Source organism: Liquorilactobacillus sicerae (assembly GCF_029916425.1).
GTDB classification, from domain to species: domain Bacteria; phylum Bacillota; class Bacilli; order Lactobacillales; family Lactobacillaceae; genus Liquorilactobacillus; species Liquorilactobacillus sicerae.
In genome coordinates, this window is the sequence record NZ_JAHAVQ010000007.1 from 64314 (window position 1) to 84859 (window position 20546).

Here is a 20546-nt window from a genome sequence, read left to right on the forward strand (position 1 = left end):
GCTTTTGTAATATTTTTTCTACTCTCTTGCAACATTATTAAGGTAGAATATAGTCAATTAGTTTTATAAAGTACTTAATAAATTTTTAAAGGTAGGAGTGAATTTTTTGAAACAATCAGCAAAGACAATTATCGCAGGTACTGTGGGTGCCGCTGGACTCTTCCTCGCTTCTACAGCAAATGCTAACGCAGCAACTACTGTAAAAGTTGCGAAGAATGATACCGTTTGGGGAATTGCTCAGAAATACAACGTATCAATTAAATCTATTGAAACTTTAAATAATATCAATCAAAATACTCACTTAATTGTAACTAATCAAACCGTAAAGATTCCTGACAGTTCTGATTCGACTAAAACTACTAGTTCCGTTACTGTTAAATCAGGTGATACTCTTTGGGATTTGGCTAAAGAGTATAATACAACTGTTGAAGATTTGCAGTCATTAAACAGTTTGACTAGTGATCTGATCACACCAGGTCAAGTCTTGAAAGTTAATGGTACTGCTACAACGACTTCTCAGGATACTGATACACAGCAGACAACTACTACAACATCAAGCGAAACTGTTTCAACAAATCATGTTACATATACAGTTAAATCTGGTGATTCACTTTACTCGATTGCTCAAGCTTATGGTGTATCAGTTGACTCATTAAGAAGTTCGAACAGTTTGGGCAGCGTCCTAACGGTTGGTGAAACTTTAACCATCAATAACCCAACTAAAACACCTGATACTACAACTGCTGACACTACAAGCTCAACAACTTCTACTACTCAAGCAGATACAGCTTCAAGCAGTTCGTCAGCAGCAACCAGCTCTGCAACAACTTCTACTACTCAAGCTAGTTCAAGCACTGCTACAAGTTCATCGACATCTACTGCTCAAACAACTGCAGCTTCAAGTAGTTCGTCAGCGGCAACAAGTTCATCAGCAGCAACAAGTTCGTCAACTTCTCAAGCTAGTTCAAGCACTGCTACAAGTACAACAACAACGACTAGTACATCAGTTTCAGCTTCTTCAGTAATTAGTTACGCTGAACAATTTATTGGTGTACCTTACGTTTATGGTGGAACAACACCAAACGGATTTGATTGCTCTGGTTTCGTTCAATATGTTTTTGCACACTTTGGAATTAGCTTGCCAAGAACTTCTGAAGCTCAATCAACTATTGGATCAGCTGTTTCTGTTTCATCAGCTCAACCCGGTGATTTGATTTTCTGGGGTAGTGTTGGATCAGCATATCACGTTGGAATTTATCTTGGCGGTACCAGTTATATTGCAGCTCCAAAGAGTGGCGAATCTGTTAGCATTAAGAGTTTCCAATACTGGCAACCAAGCTTTGCAATTCATATGAATTTGAATTAATTAATTTATCAAAAGCGAAAAGAGTTAAGATGTTCTGGTTAGAATATCTTAACTCTTTTTATTGTTAATCTCCGTCAAAATCGGATTGGTGGAGCCATGAAGCCCTCTGAGTAGGGGGGCTTCTTTATTTTACAATTAAAAGAATTCTGGCATAAAAATGGACCATATTTTTGAATCCGTAACAGATCCGTTTAAGTGCTTTAATTTTGCGATTGATTCCTTCGATCGGTCCATTGGAAAACGCTGATTCACAGCTGTTTGAAACATATTTTAAATTCTTCTTCAGGTTTGTAAATGTTTTTAGACAAGCGATCATCAAGAATTGAGATCAAATTGTGCTTTTTAGCAGCGATAGCAATAAATGAATACGTGATTTGAATTCATCAAAATAAAGATGTTCAGGAAGTTTGGCTAGGCGCTGAGGCCTTTGAAAATCATGATATAAAATCCGTGCAACTAAACTAGGAGAGATCCCGACTATTTTGGCAATCGTCGTAACAGGCAGTGATTGTTGGGCTAATTTAAAGACAGCTGATTTTAGACCCCTGGTAAGAGAATGATTCTTTTCAACGATTGGAGTGTTGGCACCACAAGTAGTCTGACAAGATTTACAAAAATAGCGTTGTTTCCGCAGGTACAACAAAATCATTGGGCCATTGAGCGTCGTCAAACGGAGCTTTGTCTAAGTAGTACCATTTTTAATCAGCGATGCAAAACCACAGTGGGGGCAACGAGAAAACTGATAACTAAGGCGAGCATGGATCACTTTGAAATGATAAACAACGCCAAAGCTAACAGTTCTAAGGTCTTCAACTTTAAAGAAACTGATATTGGATTTTATGTTCCACCAATGTCAGAAAGTATAGACCCTTTATTTTCTACTGCTTTTTGTGAAAAATCATTCCATGCAATGATATCCGCCTAATTGTACTGAATATCATAACCATGTAAACATGGAATTTATTTAACAGATTAACAAAATCACACCCACTAATTTTTTGAAAAGCTAAAATTAGTGGGTGTGACAAAAACTATAAATAATCTGAGTATAAATATTTATTTTAAACTCAACATTTTTTAATTGGCAAACAAATTAACAGGGCCCCTATTTGCCTTCAATTTGAAAACTGTCAGCGACTTTCTTCAAAGCCTGCGAAGTCTTCTGCAGCTCAGCTACATGATTGGTAAATTCTTCCATTGTTGCTTGAACTTCTTCAGAGTTAGCTGAAACTTCTTCAGCACCGGCTGAGTTCTCTTCAGTCGAAGCAGAAATATTCTCCAAGTTTTCTTGAATCTTGCTTTGAACTTGCTCAATTTTTTGACTCGCTTGTTCAATTGTTTGGATATCTTTAATCAACTGCTGGTTAATTGAAAAAACGTTCTTCGATGAACCGATTGCTCGATCAATTAAATCAGTCTGTTTTTGACTGCCTTCAACTGAAACCGTCGTTTTCTTCAACATATCCTCAGAGTCTTGTCGAATCTTATCAATGATATCAGTAATTTGTTTAGTTGATTCACGGCTTTGATTTGATAACTTGCGAATCTCCGAAGCGACAACGGCAAAACCTTTACCCGCTTCTCCAGCACTCGCGGCTTCAATTGAAGCATTTAACGCCAATAAGTTAGTTTGATGCGAGATCTCGCTAATAACCGCTACAATCTTGTTGATACTTTGAATCTGATCATTTAGATTCCCCATGCTTTGTAAAAGCTCACGCATCTTAGTTACTTCATGCTGCCAGCTTTGGTTGACATGATCAGAGATCTCCAAGTTTTGTTGATTGAGTTTGCCGGACTTTTGTGAACGCGTAGTCATTTGTTTAACTTCTGCCCGCATGTCTTTAATAATTCCTGATAAGTCTTTTAACTTGGTAACACTGTTTTGTGTTTCTTGAGCTTGCGAAGTAGTAACTTGAGCAATACCCGTAATAGCCTGTGCCACCTCTTCAGTTGCCTTACTGGTTTGTTGTGATAAACCAAGCAATGAATTGGAACCATCAGCTACATTTTTACTTTCTTGTTTAACTTGATTAATGACTTTGCTTGATGAATCAACCATCTGATTATAATGATAAGCTAACTGATTGATTTCCTGACCATTAACATCTGGTTCAGTAGCTTTCAAAGCTAACTGATCTTGATTAAACAGAAAAGCTGAACGCTGTTTGTCAGTACAAGGTTTTATCTTACTGTAATTGCCCTTGCCTGCTTCTTCAAAATGCCGTAAGAAAACTGCCGCAATTTTCTTGATCAGTCGCGATATGCGTTGTGAAACAATTAATTCAATCAGGACTACAATCACCGCAATGATTAATGAAATAATAACTAAGCTACGTAATTCGGTATTTAGATCATTTTTATCGACGACTGCAAAGGCCCAGTTATCACTATTTTTACTGCCCCTATCGTAATAAACTGTACCAACCTTGTCGACCTTTACTGTCCCTTGCTGAGCTTTAGCTTGAGCAACCTTTTTGAAGACGGAGTTACTTTTGATGCTTTTACCTTGTTTAAAAGTATAATTTTTAGATTTACCAGCTGAGGCAATAATCGTGCCATCCTTGTAAACTAAAGTTGCACTTCCAGTTCGACCAATCTTCATAGCAGCAGCAGCTTTAGTAATATTACTATATGACAAATCAAGTTCTAGAACCCCTGTTTGCCCACCTTGATTAGTAAACGCCAGTGAAGCCGTCGTCACAATTTGTCCGGTTCCTGCATCTTTATAAGGTGAGGTCCACATTACCTTCCCTGGATGTGCAATCGCTGACTTATACCAAGACCGAACTCTTGGATCATAGCTAGCAGGCATCTTAGAAAGCGTTATGTAATTTCCATCTGTAGTTGCAAAGCCACTGTACTTAATCTGAGAATTTGCCCCCTGTGCATCACGAAGCAATTGTTTTATATTTTTGTTGTTAAACTTTTTGCCCTTGAATGCGTTTTCTGAAGAAAGCTTAGCTAACTCTTTTTGGGTTGAACTCTTTAAACTATTATTATTAGCCATCAAAGATTGAGTAGCACTTTGTTGGCTCAACTCATTTCGTTCAGTCAGCAACTTTCGTGTAGCGATATACGAACCAGTTAAAACTAAAATAATAGCAATCAACGCAGTACCTGTTAGCATCAAGCCAACAGATTTTCCTAAACTACGCTTCTTTTTCATTAAAAACCCCTCCTTAAAGAAACACTTATCTCTTTAATATATATCGTTAAATTTTATATTTTTTTAACCCTTTTTAGAAAATTCAAACCGAAAAAACCAACAAAGTATCAAAAATTATAAAAGCAAGAACGTGTTCTGTTTTATCAATTTCAGATTATAAAAAACACGTTTTTAAGCTAAATTAAAAGTTTAACTTAAAAACGTGTTAAATTATTTTGGAAGCAACCTAAAGTTTTAATTATTTTTCAATTTGAAAACTGTCAACAACTTTCTGCAAAGCCTTTGAAGTTTTCTGCAGCTCACCTACATGGTTGGTAAATTCTTCCATCGTTGCTTGAACTTCTTCAGAGTTAGCTGAAACTTCTTCGGAACCGGCTGAGTTCTCTTCAGTCGAAGCAGAAATATTCTCCAAGTTTTCTTGAATCTTGCTTTGAACTTGCTCAATTTTTTGACTCGCTTGTTCAATTGTTTGGATATCTTTAATCAACTGCTGGTTAATTGAAAAAACGTTCTTCGATGAACCGATTGCTCGATCAATTAAATCAGTCTGTTTTTGACTGCCTTCAACTGAAACCGTCGTTTTCTTCAACATATCCTCAGAATCTTGTCGAATCTTATCAATGATATCAGTAATTTGTTTAGTTGATTCACGGCTTTGATTTGATAACTTGCGAATCTCCGAAGCGACAACGGCAAAACCTTTACCCGCTTCTCCAGCACTCGCGGCTTCAATTGAAGCATTTAACGCCAATAAGTTAGTTTGATGCGAGATCTCGCTAATAACCGCTACAATCTTGTTGATACTTTGAATCTGATCATTTAGATTCCCCATGCTTTGTAAAAGCTCACGCATCTTAGTTACTTCATGCTGCCAGCTTTGGTTGACATGATCAGAGATTTCCAAGTTTTGTTGATTGAGTTTGCCGGACTTTTGTGAACGCGTAGTCATTTGTTTAACTTCTGCCCGCATGTCTTTAATAATTCCTGATAAGTCTTTTAACTTGGTAACACTGTTTTGTGTTTCTTGAGCTTGCGAAGTAGTAACTTGAGCAATACCCGTCACTTCTTCAGTTGCCTTGCTGGTTTGTTGCGATAAACCGAGTAATGAATTGGAACGATCAGCTACATTTTTACTTTCTTGTTTAACTTGATTAATGACTTTGCCTGATGAAGCAACCATTTGATTATAATCATAAGCTAACTGATTAAATTCTTGACCGTCTGAATCAGGCTCACTTAATTTCAGTGCTAATCTATCTTGGTCAAACAACAAAGCTAGGCCATGTTTAGTATCATCATATGGCTTGATCTTATCATATTTACCTTTGCCAATATTTTCGAAGGCACGCAAGAAAACTGCAGTTATTTTCTTTACTAACTTTGTAATGTTTAAGGATATCAGCCATTCGAGTAAAAGCACAACAATTGCAACAATCACTGAAACTTTAATCAAACTGTATAATTCCGTATTTAAATCATTATTGTCAACTACCGCGAAAGCCCAATCTCTGCCAGCTTTCTTAAAGTACATAGTTCCATTTGACAAAGTCAGTTTTCCACTTTTGGCTGAACTAGCAGATAACTTTTTAAAAGCTTCATTCTTTTTTATATTCTTTCCAGTTTTGAAAGTATAATATTTAGACTTACCTTCCGAACTTATAACTGTTCCATCTTTAGAAACTAACGTAGCACTACCAGTGCGACCAATATTCAAAGAAGATAAAGTTTTGTCAACACTCTTGTAAGAAACATCGATTCCTAAAACTCCGACTTGGCCCTTGGCATTTTTGACCATAATTGAAGCAGTTGTTACCATCTGACCATTACTAGCATCTTTATATGGTGTAGTCCAATGAACTTTGCCATTTGCTTGCACCGCTCCTTTATACCACGGCCGTGTTCTTGGATTAAAACTAGCTGGTACCTTTGTAAAGGTTACTAATTTGCCGTCGAATGTCGCAAATTCAATTTGCAGCATTTCTTGATTGCCACTCTTGACAGCATGTAAAATTTGACGAATTGCTTGCGTATCATAGTTATTCCCTTGAAGAACACTGTTTTTTGCTAATTTTGATAATTCCTTTTGTGTTGACTGTCGTAAATTATCTTTATTAGTCAAAGTAGTCTTAAGAGCGCTTTGCTGACTCAGTTGGTTACGATCAGTTAATAAATTCTTAATTGATAAATATGAACCAACTGAAACAATAATAATAACTAATAAAACCGTGAGCATTAGCATTATACCAATGGTTTTGCCAATACTTTTTCTCTTTTGCATAAAAAAAATCTCTCCTTCTGCTATAAATAAAAGTCACCTACGTTATATATCGTAAAAAAAAATCAAGATTTAAGCTCTTTTAGGCACCTATTTAACAATAATATATTTGTTTACTAAAGGTTGAAAACACAAAAAAGAGTATGAGCCACGTCATCCAACGCCTCGAAGCCCATATTTTATTCAAACTAGCTTCACATCGCATTGCTCAGTAATCGATTAAGATTACCGGACAATGTTTGCATAAAAGCAGAGAAGAGATTATTACCGATATTTTCACCCATTATGATATTTTTAACTAGACCAATAAGCTGCTTTATCAACCAGTCTAACGTTTCTGCAGCCTGAATATCAGGTAAAGATTCACCAAAACAAGTCCCCCTAAAGTACGCTCGTCAACATTCTCTCGTTGAGTTAACGTAGCTCATCATCACCATTGCCATACGACCGCAAAGACTGTCATAGTTCTGAATCTGAGTTTGATTGAATTGAAGATACTGTTTAGCAACTTTAAAGTAATTTTCAATCTGCCAGCGCCGCGCACAATTTTTTGTAAATTGGGAATCCTGATGAGCTCTAAAAATTGAATAGCGCAAGAAAGTAGCTGCTAAAAGCTATTCAAAAAGTACGGCGACTCGCACACTACGCGACTTATAAATATTAGCCTGACAAAGAATAGTATTTAAGTGGACCAATTTTTATGAAATGATGCAAAGAAACCTGAAAATCATTAGATAAATGAGGTATAGTAGACACTGGCAAGAAGACTCCTTTGTATATTTTTTTAGACGACTTAATTATACTGCCATGGAGTGATTCGTATCTATTTTATCAAAAAGCCCTGCAACAGCAGGGATCCTTCAATATTATTAACTTTCAACCCTTAGTAATTAAATTCTGAACTTTCACTAACCACTTGTTTTAAAGCTTGGAATGCCTTAATACAACACCTCTTACTTTGCTCACAGTTTTGATAATTTCCAACATAACAATTCACCAAAACTTCTTTTAATATATTCACTTTGTTTTTTATTTCTGGCTGTTTGAATGCATTTTGACATGCATTAATTGCTTTTTCTGTTTGAATCAATCGATCAATTGATTTTTTCAAGCTTTCATTAGCATTACTATCCAAATTATTTTCGAGATAAGCAACCGTACTAATTAATAATTCCTTGGCTTTTGTAAATTTTACTTGCGGATCATTTGCTAAAGTTAGCTCATAATCTTGTTTAACAGGTGTCGTCGTTAACACCTTTGAATTTTTAGCAATATTATAAGCTTTAACTTTGGAGAACCCTAATCTAAAGCTTTCCGCCAAAAAGGAATCATTGGCTGGTAAGCAAATTAGGCTGCCACCTTTTTTTAAGGCCGCCAGACAAGATTTCATAACCCGATCACTATGTTGAAAATCAACATTTCCATTAATGATTATCAGATCATAAACTGGTTGATCAAGCCATGAGACATCATAAGAAGTAGTCAAGCGTGAGATATTCTCTGTATTTTTAAGAAGTGAGATTTTTGATAGCCATTCATCCTGAGTAGTATTGACAATTTGATCTGTCAGACATAAAAGTTGACTTTTATCGTCAAAGGCTGACAAAACTTTAGCAACAAAATAAGATAACGTTCCGTGATCACAGCCAACTTCTAAAATTCGGTAATCTAATGGTTGGTAAAAAAATTGCTTAATAATTAAGCTGATAGTAATTATTAACTCTAACTTTTTATAATTTGTTATTTTAGGTTCTATGACATCGATTTCCTCTAAAACATTTTTAAAAAACTGGGGAAACTCCGGTACCAATTGACCACTAGAATTAAAATTGTAAATCGAAAAAGAACTGCGATTTTTTAAATAACTAATATCAAAAATTTTTGACTTACGCCCTTCATTATCTTCAAAAATACATGCATTTCCGTTAAAACTTATTTCTGTCATTAATCTTCCCTCCAAAAAAGTAAAGTATGGAGACGTTTGACAATTTTTTCAAAATCAAAATTATCTTGACTATACATCCGAGCTGCTTTTTCTAATTTTAATCTCAAACTTGCATCAGTACATAATTCTACTAACAACTGAGCTAATTCTGTATTGGAATGATAGATCCGGCCACATTTTTCCTGATTGGTAGCATCAGCTGCTTCGTCAATTCCCGAGGTAATTATACAATCTCCCCCAGTTAATGCTTCCGCAATCACATTTGGTGTTCCACCCTCTAATCTTGAGGTCAAAGCAAAAATTGATGCTCTTTGATACTCTGTTAATAACTTTCCCTTATCTACAATCTCACCAACTAAAATAATTCGAGCTTTTAAATTAGGATAGCACGCAAAATATTTTTCCAACCAGCTTTTGAATTGCTCCTCCACTGGGCCGACAAGTTTAACTGACCAGTCGGGAATTTCATCGGCAATTTCCGAGAAGGCCTGCAATAATGCTTCATTATTTTTCTGATAAGTTCCGATACGTCCAACTGTTAAAATTATCTTTTCCTTTTTGTCCCATTTGATATCTAAATTATGATGAGAAAAATTATAAAAACCATTTGGAAAATAATTGATTGTCCATTTAGGCCATTTAACACTTAAATGTTCTTGCATCGTTCGACCACTAGTGGTGATCAAATCACACTGATCCATAAATTTTTGAAATTGATGATCCTTCCAGTCTATTCTATCCATCCAAGCAGCATTTGCGTCCAAGTATAAATAAACGTATCCATCGGGTCTAAGTTGCCGGTATAAATCCAAGACTGGGAAAAATGTTGGATATGGACCACGCAAAATTAAACCATCCATTTGCCGATAATTTTGTTTGACAAATTCCCATTCACTAATAATAAAGTCATCATTATCTGATAAATACTCAATTTTCAAACCCGGAACAACCTTTTTTAAGTTGCTATATATAATATTCTTATCTTTCTTAGTAACTAAAGTTTGCTGAATACCATACTTTTTTAGCAACAAATACGGAACAACTCCAATTTCTTTAGTTAATTCAACATTCCGCCATTTTCCTGAGGTTCCATTAAACGAATAAAAATGTAGTACTTTATTTATAGATGCTTTTAACATTTCATTGTTAGGAATGGCAAACAAAACTATCCTTGAAGAATGGTCTCTCTGATAACAGCGCAAATAGAATTTATAATTCGGACATATCTGCTTAAGTAACATCGGAACCTTCCATAAATGACTTGAAACATGTGATAAACAAACAATTATTTTAGGACGATCATTTTTTATATGCTCTTTTGCACCAATTAGGACTTCAATTGCTGATTTTAGAGTATCGACTTTGATCAAATTAACTTTTTCTTTAACTTCACTATCTAATGAAGTGGTTCTCCTTATATCATCATCTTCTTGACTAATATTATGTAAAGATTTGATTTCCAAATTTTCATATTTTTTTAATTTTTGCTGATTTTTAATCAGATTCCTAATTGCTGACTCAAAAATATAAACCTTTTTATAATCATGATAATCACTCAGAAAAATTTCTGTCATTTTTCCAATATTATCTTCACAATCCACGAAAATTTCTTTCCCGGAACATTTAATTAATTTCCTTACAAAAAATTGATCATCACCATGAATTATTACGTTACTAATAAAACTTGCCATCGGTAGAATTCGATAGCGAAGCATATTTAACAAAACTTTTTTTGAATAATCATCTGCTAAAAAAGAATACAATTCGCGAAAATAATCAATATGACAAGTTAAATCTTTCAATTCTTTTAAATAATATCTGTCATTTTCTTCTATGCTAAACCGGTTCATCAAATTCTGTGGAGAAATTCCAACAATTCTAGCAGTCGTTAACAAAATTGCATGAAAGTCGTATTTATCTGTTAATTCTTTAATAGTATCAATGCTTTTTAATGAATCAATTAGCTCTTGCTCTGTTAAAGCCAAAATATTACCCCCTTAGTAATGATAAAACCAAATCTTCTATATAAAAAAAGCTGCTCATTCAGTTAAAATGAACAGTTCAATCATAATTAATAATTTGCTAGATGGCAATTCAATTTTAAATCTTGTTTTTTATTTATCATAGTTTATTCTTTGGATAATTATTTCAACTCTACGATTTTGAGCTCTTCCTTCCGCCGTATTATTCGAGGCTCGCGGTTGATTTTCAGCATATGCTTGAATTGAAACATTACTGCTACTAATAACACTATTATTCACATAATATTGCATCACCTGAATAGCCCTTGCTGCACTCAAGTCCCAATTTGACTGATACTCTCCATTCTGTCCTTGATAAGGCACATTATCTGTATAACCAGCAATGACAACAGGATTCTCATTCAACTGCTTTAAAGGTGACGATAAAGCATTCAAATTATTTTTAGCTTCATCACTTAATGCCGCACTCCCCGTCGAAAACAAGACGTTACTCTTCATATTAATATGAATTCCATCTGATTGAAGGCTGACATCAGCATTATTTGCAAGATCAGGCGTTTGTTCAATAATTTGATTCAATTTTTGCTCAACACTTTTTAACTGCTGAGTTTCCATTTGTTCCCGCCTTGTAAGTGCCACTGATGATGAAGATGCTGCTGCTGAACTTTTTAGAATACTTTTTTTATTGGTCCCACTTTCTTTTAATTTGATTACGTCCTTGTTAGCCTCCGAACTATTCGAATGGTTAGACAAAATCGTACCAAATTCGTTTTTGACCTCTTGAAATTTTGTTTCATTAATTTTGGCCATTGCAAATAACACAATAAAAAGAGACAATAGCAAAGTCATCATATCAGAATACGGCAAAAGCCATCCTTCTGAAGACGTCTCAGTTTTCTTTTTCTTTCTCATAGACTAGCGTTCCTCTTTATCTTGATATCTCTGTTTAGGTGCCAATAAACTATTTAATTTTCTTTCGATGCTCCGCGGTGGCATCCCTGCCTGAATAGCCATAACACCTTCCAAAATCAAATCAAGCGCCTGAATCTCCTCTTCAGATTTAGAAGTTAGCCTTGAACCAGCCGGAATCAAGATAACATATCCTAAAAAAATACCATACATCGTAGCAACGAAGGCTGAAGAAATCATTTCACCTAACTTGCTAATATTCTCCAAGTTACCTAAGGCCCCAATCAATCCAATTACTGCACCTAAAACTCCAAGTGTTGGTGATGTCGCTCCAGCTGTTTTAAAGATTGAAGCTCCAACCCGATGACGTTCTTCCATGCTTTCAATTTCACTTTCCATAACACTACGAACTTCTTCAGGTTCAGCACCATCAACTACCATTTCCATCCCTTTTTTTAAAAATGGATTGTCCAACTTCTCAACTGGACCTTCTAAAGCTAGTAAACCATCTTTTCTGGCAATATTTGATAACTCGACGATTTGCCCAACAATTTTACCATAATCATAAGATCGATTGGAAAACAAAGCCTTTACTATTTTAGGAATTCTTTTAATTTCTTGAAGTGGAAAAGAATTGATTGTTGCAGCAATTAACCCAACAATGATGATTAAGGCAGCTTCTGGACTAAGCAAAATTGTAATGCTGGCACCTTTAATCAACATTCCACCTAAAATGGCAGCTGTACCAACAATAATACCTACTAACAAAAATACATCCATGATTAATTATCCTCCTGAATATTTCCAAAGAGACCGAACCTAGTAGTTTATATCGGTTAAAAACTGGAAATTGTTAATAAAAATACAAATATAAAAAATAAGAACTCAAAAATGCTAAAATGTTTAGGCAAACTAATTTTACAACTTCAATGAAACTGGTTTATTTTTAGCTTAGCCTTAAAATCCTTAAGCAATTGCATTCTTTTAATATTACTTGTAGCATGAACTAAATATCTTTGAATTGGCTTTGAGGAATTCTTTTCTGATCTAACAATGTTATTAAAACCTTACACAAAACATTTTGTGCTTTCGGCAAAGTTATTTAAGATTATGGAGTTTATTATAAGATCTTAATGTATCATCAAATAAATCATTCTTATCATGGAAAGTAAAATCCATTAATGTCCTTGGCTTCTCCACCGTTGCTTGTCCTCTTTGCCTTTTTTTAATAAATTCTTCTTTTGATTTCGTAAAATAATGATTTAATTGAATAATTTCTGTGCACACTTCATTTGCTAAAGGCCCATCAACCCTATTTTTTTTTTCGTTAATCGCCCAAAAACCTGGTAAAAAGCATACACTGTGTGGTTCATTTATAAAACCTATTGTTTTTCTTGGATCAACAATACTTTTAATATGTCTATTTGTATAGAAGTCCTTTCTAGCCCGATAAACAAAATTATTCGTAACTAATCCTTGTGGCTTTTTTTTATAATGTGAGGAACCAAAAATTTGCCAATTTATTACAATTCCCCCTACATGGGGCAGACTAAAGAACTTATCAAAAATTTCTTTTAAACCCTTACCATTTTTTACCACTATGAATTCATCAATATCTAAAAAGCCCATATATTTTGTTAATTTACCAAAGTTATTTAATGCATCATTATAAGCATCCATTTGTTTTGCATAACCATCATACTTTTTATAAGTAATACAATTTTTGTATTCTCTTATAACGTTTTGTGTTTTATCTGAGCTTCCATTATCATAGATAAAAAAATGATCCACGCCCAAAGAAAGATAATAATTAAACCATTCTTTAAGATATTCACCTTCATTTTTAACAATGGCAACTATCGAAAAATAATATTTTCTTTTCTTACAAGGCAAATAACTTCCTGTCAGTATTTTTAAAAACTTAAAAACTCCAGGAATTAATAATCTCTGTTCAATTGAAACCATATTTTCTCCATACTTTAATGAAGAAGGTTTATTAATAAATTTATTTAATCTCCTAATGCTTGCATATAAATAAATTTTTTTCAAATTAGTACTCCTTGTACAGATGTTTGAATTCGCGACTTAAGCTTCAATCATCACTGAACTATCTAAACTAATACATGTTTTCATTTCTTGTAACACAACTATTTATAAAAAATTAGCATCCTTGTTAGCCACCAATTGTTTTAGTCAATTGATGCAAGCAAACTTATCTAACTATATTAGTAATCAAAATAAGCTTTAAGAATTTCCTTTTCAATTTCACTAAATAAAAAAAAGTCCTTATTTTTTTTCAAACCTAAAGCCATCAATTTATCAGAAATTTCATCCTCAAAATTTGATGTTGAAATTAAAATCGGAATGTTTTTTTTCAAACCTGTTTGATAAAGATTCGTGTACAGTATTCCGTTCACAAATCTGGTATATGTAAAGGCATTATCATATATACATATTATTCTTATATTCACTAATTTAAGCAAGTTTTGACAACGATTCCCGTTAGTTCCAAATCCCCATATTGATATAACTTTAAAAGGGAATATACTATCAAATACTTTCTTTAATTTTAATAAATTTGGAGATTGATACAATTTGTACTCCCAATATCCATTTTTTACTTGTTCAACTCCTTTTTTAAAAGCTTGAATTTCATTTATGGTATTTTTAGGCAATTTAAAACCAATATCACAAATTTTTTTCTTCCATAAAGAAGAAACAAAATTAAACTTATGTATAGCAAATGGAACTTCTTTTTCTGTATTATAATGTCCATCATCAAAATAGGCATCTATTGCAAAACTTTCTGCCAGTTTAACATCTGGTACTTTAAAACCTAATTCCGGTCTAATTCCACAGTAAGAGAAAAACTGATCTTCTAATAACTCTAAATCTATCTGCCATAAATTGTTCAAATATATTTTATCTCTCATTTTTAACATTCTAATGCAACTTTTTATTTTTCGAAGTGAAAATCCTCCATTTCCGACATTTGCTCCAAAAGGAAAATAGGCCGGTGCTCCAATATAATCGTAATTCAAATCACAAAACTCATTTAAACGATTTGAAAATACAAAGACGTCTAATTGACAAATCAGTAAAAATTCATAATCTTTAAAAGATTCATAGAAGGTAGTGGACAATAGTAATTGACTATAACTTTTACGATTTTTAAAAAATTTATTTGGATAACGAAACACTTGATAATCTAAAAGCTCATCAGAAAAATCAAAATTCAAATTTTTAGGAACAATAAACACAATATCTTCATTCCTAAAACATTGGCTGATTCTTCGTAATGAAATTCTTTCTAAAGCATTTAAACTAGCCTTATAAATTGGTATCCCCACAACACATTTTTTCATATTGATTTTCACCTTACCTAATTATTCAAATACTTCAGTCATGTTCTATTCAATTCGAAGATCACTATTAGCCTGCAAAATTTAAATTACATGTTAGTTTTTTGCTCAATCAACCAAATAATCATTCTTTTATAAGACTCTTCCAATCCTACTGTCGGATACCAACCTAGTTTTTTAATTTTAGAAATATCTAACCATAACTTTGTTTCTGGTGCATATCCCAAGTTAGATTCCTTAGGTATATCAATAACTACCTGACTTTTCCCCTTTGAGAACCTAACAGCCACTAATTTAGCCATTTCTTTTATCGTGGTATGGCTTTTAGGATTTGATATATTGTATGCTTGACCTGGAATACCCTTTAACAATAAAAGCAATATTGCTCCTACTGCATCCATTGTATAAACATAGTTGCCTTCAGATTTTCCTGTTGTATGAAGTACAATATCATCACCATTCACTACACTTTTAGCAAACTGAGCAAAAACTCTATTTTCCGTTGGTAAAATTCCCGCACCAAATGTTTGTGCAAGTCTAGCTGAGGTAACGTTTAAACCATATTGGGTGTGAAATGCCGTACAAAGCATTTCACACATTCTCTTCCCTTCAGGATAACAAGATCGCGGATTAGTTAAATCTATATAACCTAGATTTTCTTCGGATACTCTTTCTTTTCCAGCAACTTCCCCGTAAACCTCCATGGAAGAAATATATACAACTGACTTAACTTTATTTTGAACCGCAAAAGTTAAAACATCCTTGGTACCGATAACTGATGTCTTTACTGTACCAACTGGATCCGTAACCATAACTTTTGAAGCAGTCACTGAAGCCGCATGAATAATAAAATCAATTTTATCATCGCAAACTAACTTATCTTTACCCAAATTAGCTACACAAAAATGCAGTGCAGTGTCTTTCAAATAAGGCTCGTATAGTTTGATCGCTTTATTAATATTTCTGACATTTGCCCAAATACTGATATTAAGACTTTTTTTCTCATTCAAGAAAAGCAAAGTTTTGACAATTAATGATCCAATCAGTCCTGTAGCACCAGTAATCAAAAATTTTTTACCACAGAAGCTTTCAAAAGGAAAAGCACTATTCGCAAAAGTTTCCATATCCTTTTTTAAAATATCACTCATCATAATCCTCTATTCCATAAATTTGTGCATTCTCTTTAGCATCCAGCAATGCACGCATCATATAAAAATCATCTGGAGTAGTAATTTTTAAATTTTCCTGTGGTCCATCAACTAAAAATAATTTTTTCCCATAATACTGCATCATGGAACAACAATCTATAAAATCAAGCTTTTGTTGTTGAATGGCCTTTTGATGAACTGCAAGAATATCCTTTAGATAAAAGCTTTGCGGAGCTCGAGCTAACCGTGAATATGCTCTATTAGGAACGCCCTTAATTGCCTCATTATCATCGACTATTAGAACCGTTTCTTTAACTTTTGTTGAAGTAATTGCCGATCCATGTGCTTTTACAGAAACAATATTATTATGGATCGTTTCTTTATTAATTAATGGTCGTACACCATCGTGAATTAGTACAATGTCTTCATCACCATTACTTATACACTCAGCTGCATGCAAACCATTATATATAGACTCTTGGGTAGTTCGTCCCCCTTTGACAACTTTTTGAATCTTTCTTAGATTGTATTTTATGATTAAATCGTTCAAATAACCTATCCAATTGCCGACACACGAAATTATGATAGCATCAATTTCCGAACTATCTTCAAATAATTCAAGGGTATGAATTATAATTGGTTTTTCATGTATTTTCAAGAATTGTTTAGGTATATCCTTACTATGCATTCTTTTGCCAACTCCACCAGCAAAAATAACAGCGATATTCATTGCCATCATACTCCTAAAATATTACTCAATAATTTTATTGAAAAATAAGGTTTTACCAACTGCTTATGCCTTGCTTATTATTAAAATGCTCATATAATTTAATATAATTTAAATTTAATCTGAACAAACTTTTCAAAAATCCGATTTTCCATTGAGAAATACCAAAATCATCATATATTTTATTCCTATTTAAAATTCCACTATTTTTATTTATAAGACTTACGTTTTCCCCACTGGAGAGAAATTTAAATTTTTCAAACTTAGTTATGTCATTAAGCGTCGGATTGCATCCCAAATTAAACATATTTTCAAAAACTACTTCTTTAGAAAAATCCAAATAATTAAACAACTCACTTGATTGAATCTGTTGTGCAAAGTCTAAAGCACCTTGTTGAATCTGCCCAATATCATTGCTACTTTCCTCATACTCGTATTTATATTTATTAACAATCACCTTTCCATCCACTACGGAATAATTTTTCACGGATCCTGTTCTCTCTAAAAAAAAGGTTTCCAATAAACCAATAAATGGTAATTCAAGTTCTCTTTCATTTCTGCTATTAAAATTATCAAATAAATAACTTTTAGCATTCTGACCATTCAAATTTTCTTTTGAAGCTTTAGCCAGTCCCAGATATCTTCCCTCTAGATTACTTTCAATATCTAGTTTATTTAAAATTTCATAAAGATACTTTTGAGTGGTTCCTTTCCAGCCCAGGTCTATTAGAATTGTCTTTTTCGAAAAATCATACTTACTTAAATATTCGAACAATCCCTTAAACTCTTTTTTTGAGTTCTCAATTATGTCCTGATATATTTCTGCAAAAAGTTTTTGAAAATTTTTATTTTTTGAAAATTGATCTCTCAATTTATTTATTTTTTCAGCTTTTTTAAATCCGTATTTTTTTAATTGCTGCTCATAATTGTCAACATTTAAACCTAATCCATCAAAGATTGCTATCATTGTAGTCGTTCTAGGGACTGGCAAAGAGTTTATAATTTCTTCATAATTCATTTTCAATAAATAGTATGCTGGAACTAAAATTGACCTTCTAGAAACTGTAAACTTTGAAAATTTACTTATATTTTTATCATTTGGATATAATATTTTGTAACAGTCCTCTATAATTTGACTGTCTCGGGTTTCAAAAAGAATATTATAGAAATTTTCTTTTTGAAATTCATCATGCAACCACCTTGTAAAGCCGCACAAAATTGGACCTAAAGCTTTAAAACCAACACTGTAGTAATAATCATCCAGTTTTATATGATTATTTATAAATGCTGTTAAAAAATCTGCTTCTTCTTGTTTAACTCGTTCTTGATATAAAAAGTATCTGTTTTTGGAAGAAGTTCTAAAAAAATTAGTAGGAACCTTGAAAGATCTAATATTTTTTGAATTCAATGACGGTTTATAGTCTGCTTTAAATGAATTCCCAATATGTAAAATTTTTTTAGCCTTGATTTTTTTCATCGCATATTCAAATAAAGAACCGTCCGATTTAATTCGATCAACCTCATTAGAAACAAAGAGCATTTTAAATCCCGTAAATCCATTTTCTATCAAAATTTCATTAATAATCTTCCTAGGCAAGTACATATCAGAAATTATAATTACTTTTTTATTTTTTTTGCAATAATTATAAAAATCAAATATTGCAAGATTTTTTTTACAAACCTTCAATTCAGTCTTAATTTCTAGTTTTTTTAAATATTCAATATCCACAGCATTATCAGAGAAAAATTTATAAATATCATTTAAAGTAACATCTTTTTTTAAATTAAGCTTTCTTCTAGCGGTCCTTTCAGCTTCAACCCTATTTTCATAAAAATTTGTCACTTTATAATTTTTTTCAATAATCTTAAAAACATCTTTTGGTCTTGGTACATCTCTTTTAATCAAGGTATCAAAAACATCGAAAGAAATAACGTCGAAGTTTTCAGCTTTCTTTTTTAGTTTATCGAAATCATATCGACCTAAATTATCTAAAAAGATGTTTAGCTTTCTCATCTATCAAACTCTCCCTAATATTGCCATGTTTTGTAAGTGAAATATCATTGTGTTATAGCAGATTTGATGATCTTCAAAATTGTAAGACCACTATCGCCTCTTGTATTTGTATATAATTTTTCCGCTAAATTTTTACGAAATTCTTGTCTTGGATCCTTTCCCTTCACAAGGCCTTCAGCAATCCGATACCAAGGATACTCTGTATCATAAAAATAATAAAAGGCTTTTTCAGGTAGTAAATTTTCGTTACCAAAGGATCCAGTAGACATAATCATTGGCTTCTCAGTAATCGTATATAAAGTCATCAACGACCCAGGATTTGAAATAAATGCATCTGTAGCATTAAAAAAAGTTAAATATTCCGAACCATCATCGAAAACTATATTTGGATATCTTACTGAATGTTCTTTAATTTCTGCCACTAGGCTGTCATATTTCGTTAACATCTGTGGAATATAATGGACAATCGCCGTCCTAGTTAAAGGATGCGGTCGCCAAATAACTGCACAATTTGGTAGCATCCGTGCCGCATCAAAAACTTGTTCAATCAAAGCAAATTCTCCAAATGGATTATTTATTAAATCCATACAATTAATATCTAATCCAAAAACAAACTTATTTTGTAATTGATCGCTCCATTTTTCAGGGATCGTTTTTGCTCTTTTTGCAAATTGATAAACTGCATCCATTTTAGGAGAACCGGCTACTATTATTTTTTCTTCAGGTACTCCATATTTAATTGCTGCGTCTTTAACAAATTGACCTGCAAGTACAATTTTGTCAATGTTTGCCATAGTTGATATTGAGTAAGCAATATACTGTTTATTATTATTAAGTCTAATAAAGTTAGTAATATGATAAGGTACATACACCAACATATCAGTATATTTTTTTAAATTTGAAGTAAAGAAGCGTTCATCGACACGCGTAATCGTATTAAATTGATCATAAGCATTATGAATAAAAATAATATCTGGCTCTTCCTTAGCCAAATTGTAATCTTGATAAGAGGTTACTGGAACATCTTTAGGGAAAAGCTTCCCTTCATAAGTTGGAGTTGCTCGATTCTTGGCCAACTGATAGTATGGAATTGGGATTACTTTAGCAACGCAAGCTGGATCCTTTTTAGCAGCCTCATAAATTGAAGCTAAACTGTCCCACATAGTTACTTTATATGGCATAAAAGCAATGTTCAATTTTACTGGAATTGCTCGATTTAAATTTTTTTGAACAGAAACGAGCATATTTTGTAATTTATGAATCAAATCTGAATTTAATGAAATCTCTTTTTGATAAACCAGTTGCAAAGCATCATGGATAACTTGCAAGTCATCTAGGTTTGATCTAGCTGATGCAGGCAGTTCGCCCTCCAAGTTATCCTCAACTACCTCAATTGCTTTCATACAATTAGCCAGCGCTTTATTCAAATCAAGCTCTTGATCTAAGAGCCCGACCATCTCTTGAGTAGCATCTACTAACTCTAGAATTTTTTTCTTTTTCTTAAAAAAAATCATTTGTATTCTTCCCTCATGTTATAAATTACTTTGCTCATTTTCTACATTAAACAACACACATATTACAAATTAGGACTAATCACGACATCAATAAACTTAAAATAAACCACTAACTTTAGGGACTATTCATTTCAA

The 20546-nt window shown here is 32.9% G+C and carries 16 protein-coding genes; 1 reads left to right on the forward strand and 15 read right to left on the reverse strand.

Going from position 1 to position 20546, the window contains the following annotated elements; all coding sequences use genetic code 11:
* Positions 1-106: 106 nt before the first annotated feature.
* A complete protein-coding gene (locus tag KH893_RS06095) occupies positions 107-1366 on the forward strand; it encodes a C40 family peptidase (RefSeq protein ID WP_281165261.1) in 1260 nt (419 codons plus the stop codon).
* A 124-nt stretch (positions 1367-1490) separates the two neighbouring features.
* Here KH893_RS06095 and KH893_RS13185 read toward each other — a convergent pair whose 3' ends face one another.
* The 15 genes from KH893_RS13185 to KH893_RS06165 form a co-directional block, all read right to left on the reverse strand.
* Positions 1491-1682 (reverse strand): transposase, encoded by a 192-nt coding sequence (locus tag KH893_RS13185; RefSeq protein WP_427859961.1) that lies wholly within the window; start codon positions 1680-1682, stop codon positions 1491-1493.
* 12 nt (positions 1683-1694) lie between these two features.
* Complete coding sequence (locus tag KH893_RS06100; protein ID WP_281165262.1) at positions 1695-2036, reverse strand: helix-turn-helix domain-containing protein; 342 nt, start codon at positions 2034-2036, stop codon at positions 1695-1697.
* Positions 2037-2471: 435 nt separating this feature from the next.
* Positions 2472-4535: a methyl-accepting chemotaxis protein gene (locus KH893_RS06105; protein WP_281165263.1), complete on the reverse strand. Its 2064-nt coding sequence runs from the start codon at positions 4533-4535 to the stop codon at positions 2472-2474.
* Between the two features lie 238 nt (positions 4536-4773).
* Positions 4774-6813, reverse strand: a complete 2040-nt coding sequence (locus KH893_RS06110) for a methyl-accepting chemotaxis protein (protein ID WP_281165264.1) — start codon at positions 6811-6813, stop codon at positions 4774-4776.
* A gap of 392 nt (positions 6814-7205) precedes the next feature.
* Positions 7206-7406: a transposase gene (locus KH893_RS13190; protein ID WP_427859964.1), complete on the reverse strand. Its 201-nt coding sequence runs from the start codon at positions 7404-7406 to the stop codon at positions 7206-7208.
* A gap of 287 nt (positions 7407-7693) precedes the next feature.
* Positions 7694-8755 (reverse strand): hypothetical protein, encoded by a 1062-nt coding sequence (locus tag KH893_RS06120; protein WP_281165265.1) that lies wholly within the window; start codon positions 8753-8755, stop codon positions 7694-7696.
* Positions 8755-10740, reverse strand: coding sequence for a glycosyltransferase family 4 protein (locus KH893_RS06125; protein WP_281165266.1), 1986 nt, complete (start codon positions 10738-10740; stop codon positions 8755-8757). The genes KH893_RS06120 and KH893_RS06125 overlap by 1 nt, the downstream gene beginning before the upstream one ends.
* 129 nt (positions 10741-10869) lie before the next feature.
* Positions 10870-11649: an OmpA family protein gene (locus KH893_RS06130; RefSeq protein WP_281165267.1), complete on the reverse strand. Its 780-nt coding sequence runs from the start codon at positions 11647-11649 to the stop codon at positions 10870-10872.
* A gap of 3 nt (positions 11650-11652) precedes the next feature.
* On the reverse strand, positions 11653-12426 hold the full coding sequence (locus KH893_RS06135; RefSeq protein WP_281165268.1) for a MotA/TolQ/ExbB proton channel family protein: 774 nt from the start codon (positions 12424-12426) through the stop codon (positions 11653-11655).
* A 318-nt stretch (positions 12427-12744) separates the two neighbouring features.
* Positions 12745-13695: a glycosyltransferase family 2 protein gene (locus KH893_RS06140; protein ID WP_281165270.1), complete on the reverse strand. Its 951-nt coding sequence runs from the start codon at positions 13693-13695 to the stop codon at positions 12745-12747.
* A 176-nt stretch (positions 13696-13871) separates the two neighbouring features.
* On the reverse strand, positions 13872-15011 hold the full coding sequence (locus KH893_RS06145; protein ID WP_281165271.1) for a DUF5672 family protein: 1140 nt from the start codon (positions 15009-15011) through the stop codon (positions 13872-13874).
* Positions 15012-15097: 86 nt separating this feature from the next.
* The gene (locus KH893_RS06150; RefSeq protein ID WP_281165272.1) at positions 15098-16159 is read right to left on the reverse strand and encodes an NAD-dependent epimerase/dehydratase family protein; all 1062 of its coding nucleotides are present in this window, start codon (positions 16157-16159) and stop codon (positions 15098-15100) included.
* Positions 16149-16886 (reverse strand): IspD/TarI family cytidylyltransferase, encoded by a 738-nt coding sequence (locus KH893_RS06155; protein WP_281165273.1) that lies wholly within the window; start codon positions 16884-16886, stop codon positions 16149-16151. The genes KH893_RS06150 and KH893_RS06155 overlap by 11 nt, the downstream gene beginning before the upstream one ends.
* A 52-nt stretch (positions 16887-16938) precedes the next feature.
* Positions 16939-18897, reverse strand: coding sequence for an HAD-IA family hydrolase (locus KH893_RS06160; RefSeq protein ID WP_281165274.1), 1959 nt, complete (start codon positions 18895-18897; stop codon positions 16939-16941).
* Positions 18898-18941: 44 nt separating this feature from the next.
* Positions 18942-20411 (reverse strand): hypothetical protein, encoded by a 1470-nt coding sequence (locus KH893_RS06165; protein WP_281165275.1) that lies wholly within the window; start codon positions 20409-20411, stop codon positions 18942-18944.
* Positions 20412-20546 lie beyond the last annotated feature (135 nt).

Coding starts and splice junctions, on each gene's coding strand:
- KH893_RS13185 (WP_427859961.1), bottom strand. CDS start 1,682: ATGATCGCTTGTCTAAAAACATTTACAAACCTGAAGAAGAATTTAAAA.
- KH893_RS06105 (WP_281165263.1), bottom strand. CDS start 4,535: ATGAAAAAGAAGCGTAGTTTAGGAAAATCTGTTGGCTTGATGCTAACA.
- KH893_RS06110 (WP_281165264.1), bottom strand. CDS start 6,813: ATGCAAAAGAGAAAAAGTATTGGCAAAACCATTGGTATAATGCTAATG.
- KH893_RS06120 (WP_281165265.1), bottom strand. CDS start 8,755: ATGACAGAAATAAGTTTTAACGGAAATGCATGTATTTTTGAAGATAAT.
- KH893_RS06130 (WP_281165267.1), bottom strand. CDS start 11,649: ATGAGAAAGAAAAAGAAAACTGAGACGTCTTCAGAAGGATGGCTTTTG.
- KH893_RS06135 (WP_281165268.1), bottom strand. CDS start 12,426: ATGGATGTATTTTTGTTAGTAGGTATTATTGTTGGTACAGCTGCCATT.
- KH893_RS06145 (WP_281165271.1), bottom strand. CDS start 15,011: ATGAAAAAATGTGTTGTGGGGATACCAATTTATAAGGCTAGTTTAAAT.
- KH893_RS06150 (WP_281165272.1), bottom strand. CDS start 16,159: ATGATGAGTGATATTTTAAAAAAGGATATGGAAACTTTTGCGAATAGT.
- KH893_RS06155 (WP_281165273.1), bottom strand. CDS start 16,886: ATGAATATCGCTGTTATTTTTGCTGGTGGAGTTGGCAAAAGAATGCAT.
- KH893_RS06160 (WP_281165274.1), bottom strand. CDS start 18,897: ATGAGAAAGCTAAACATCTTTTTAGATAATTTAGGTCGATATGATTTC.
- KH893_RS06165 (WP_281165275.1), bottom strand. CDS start 20,411: ATGATTTTTTTTAAGAAAAAGAAAAAAATTCTAGAGTTAGTAGATGCT.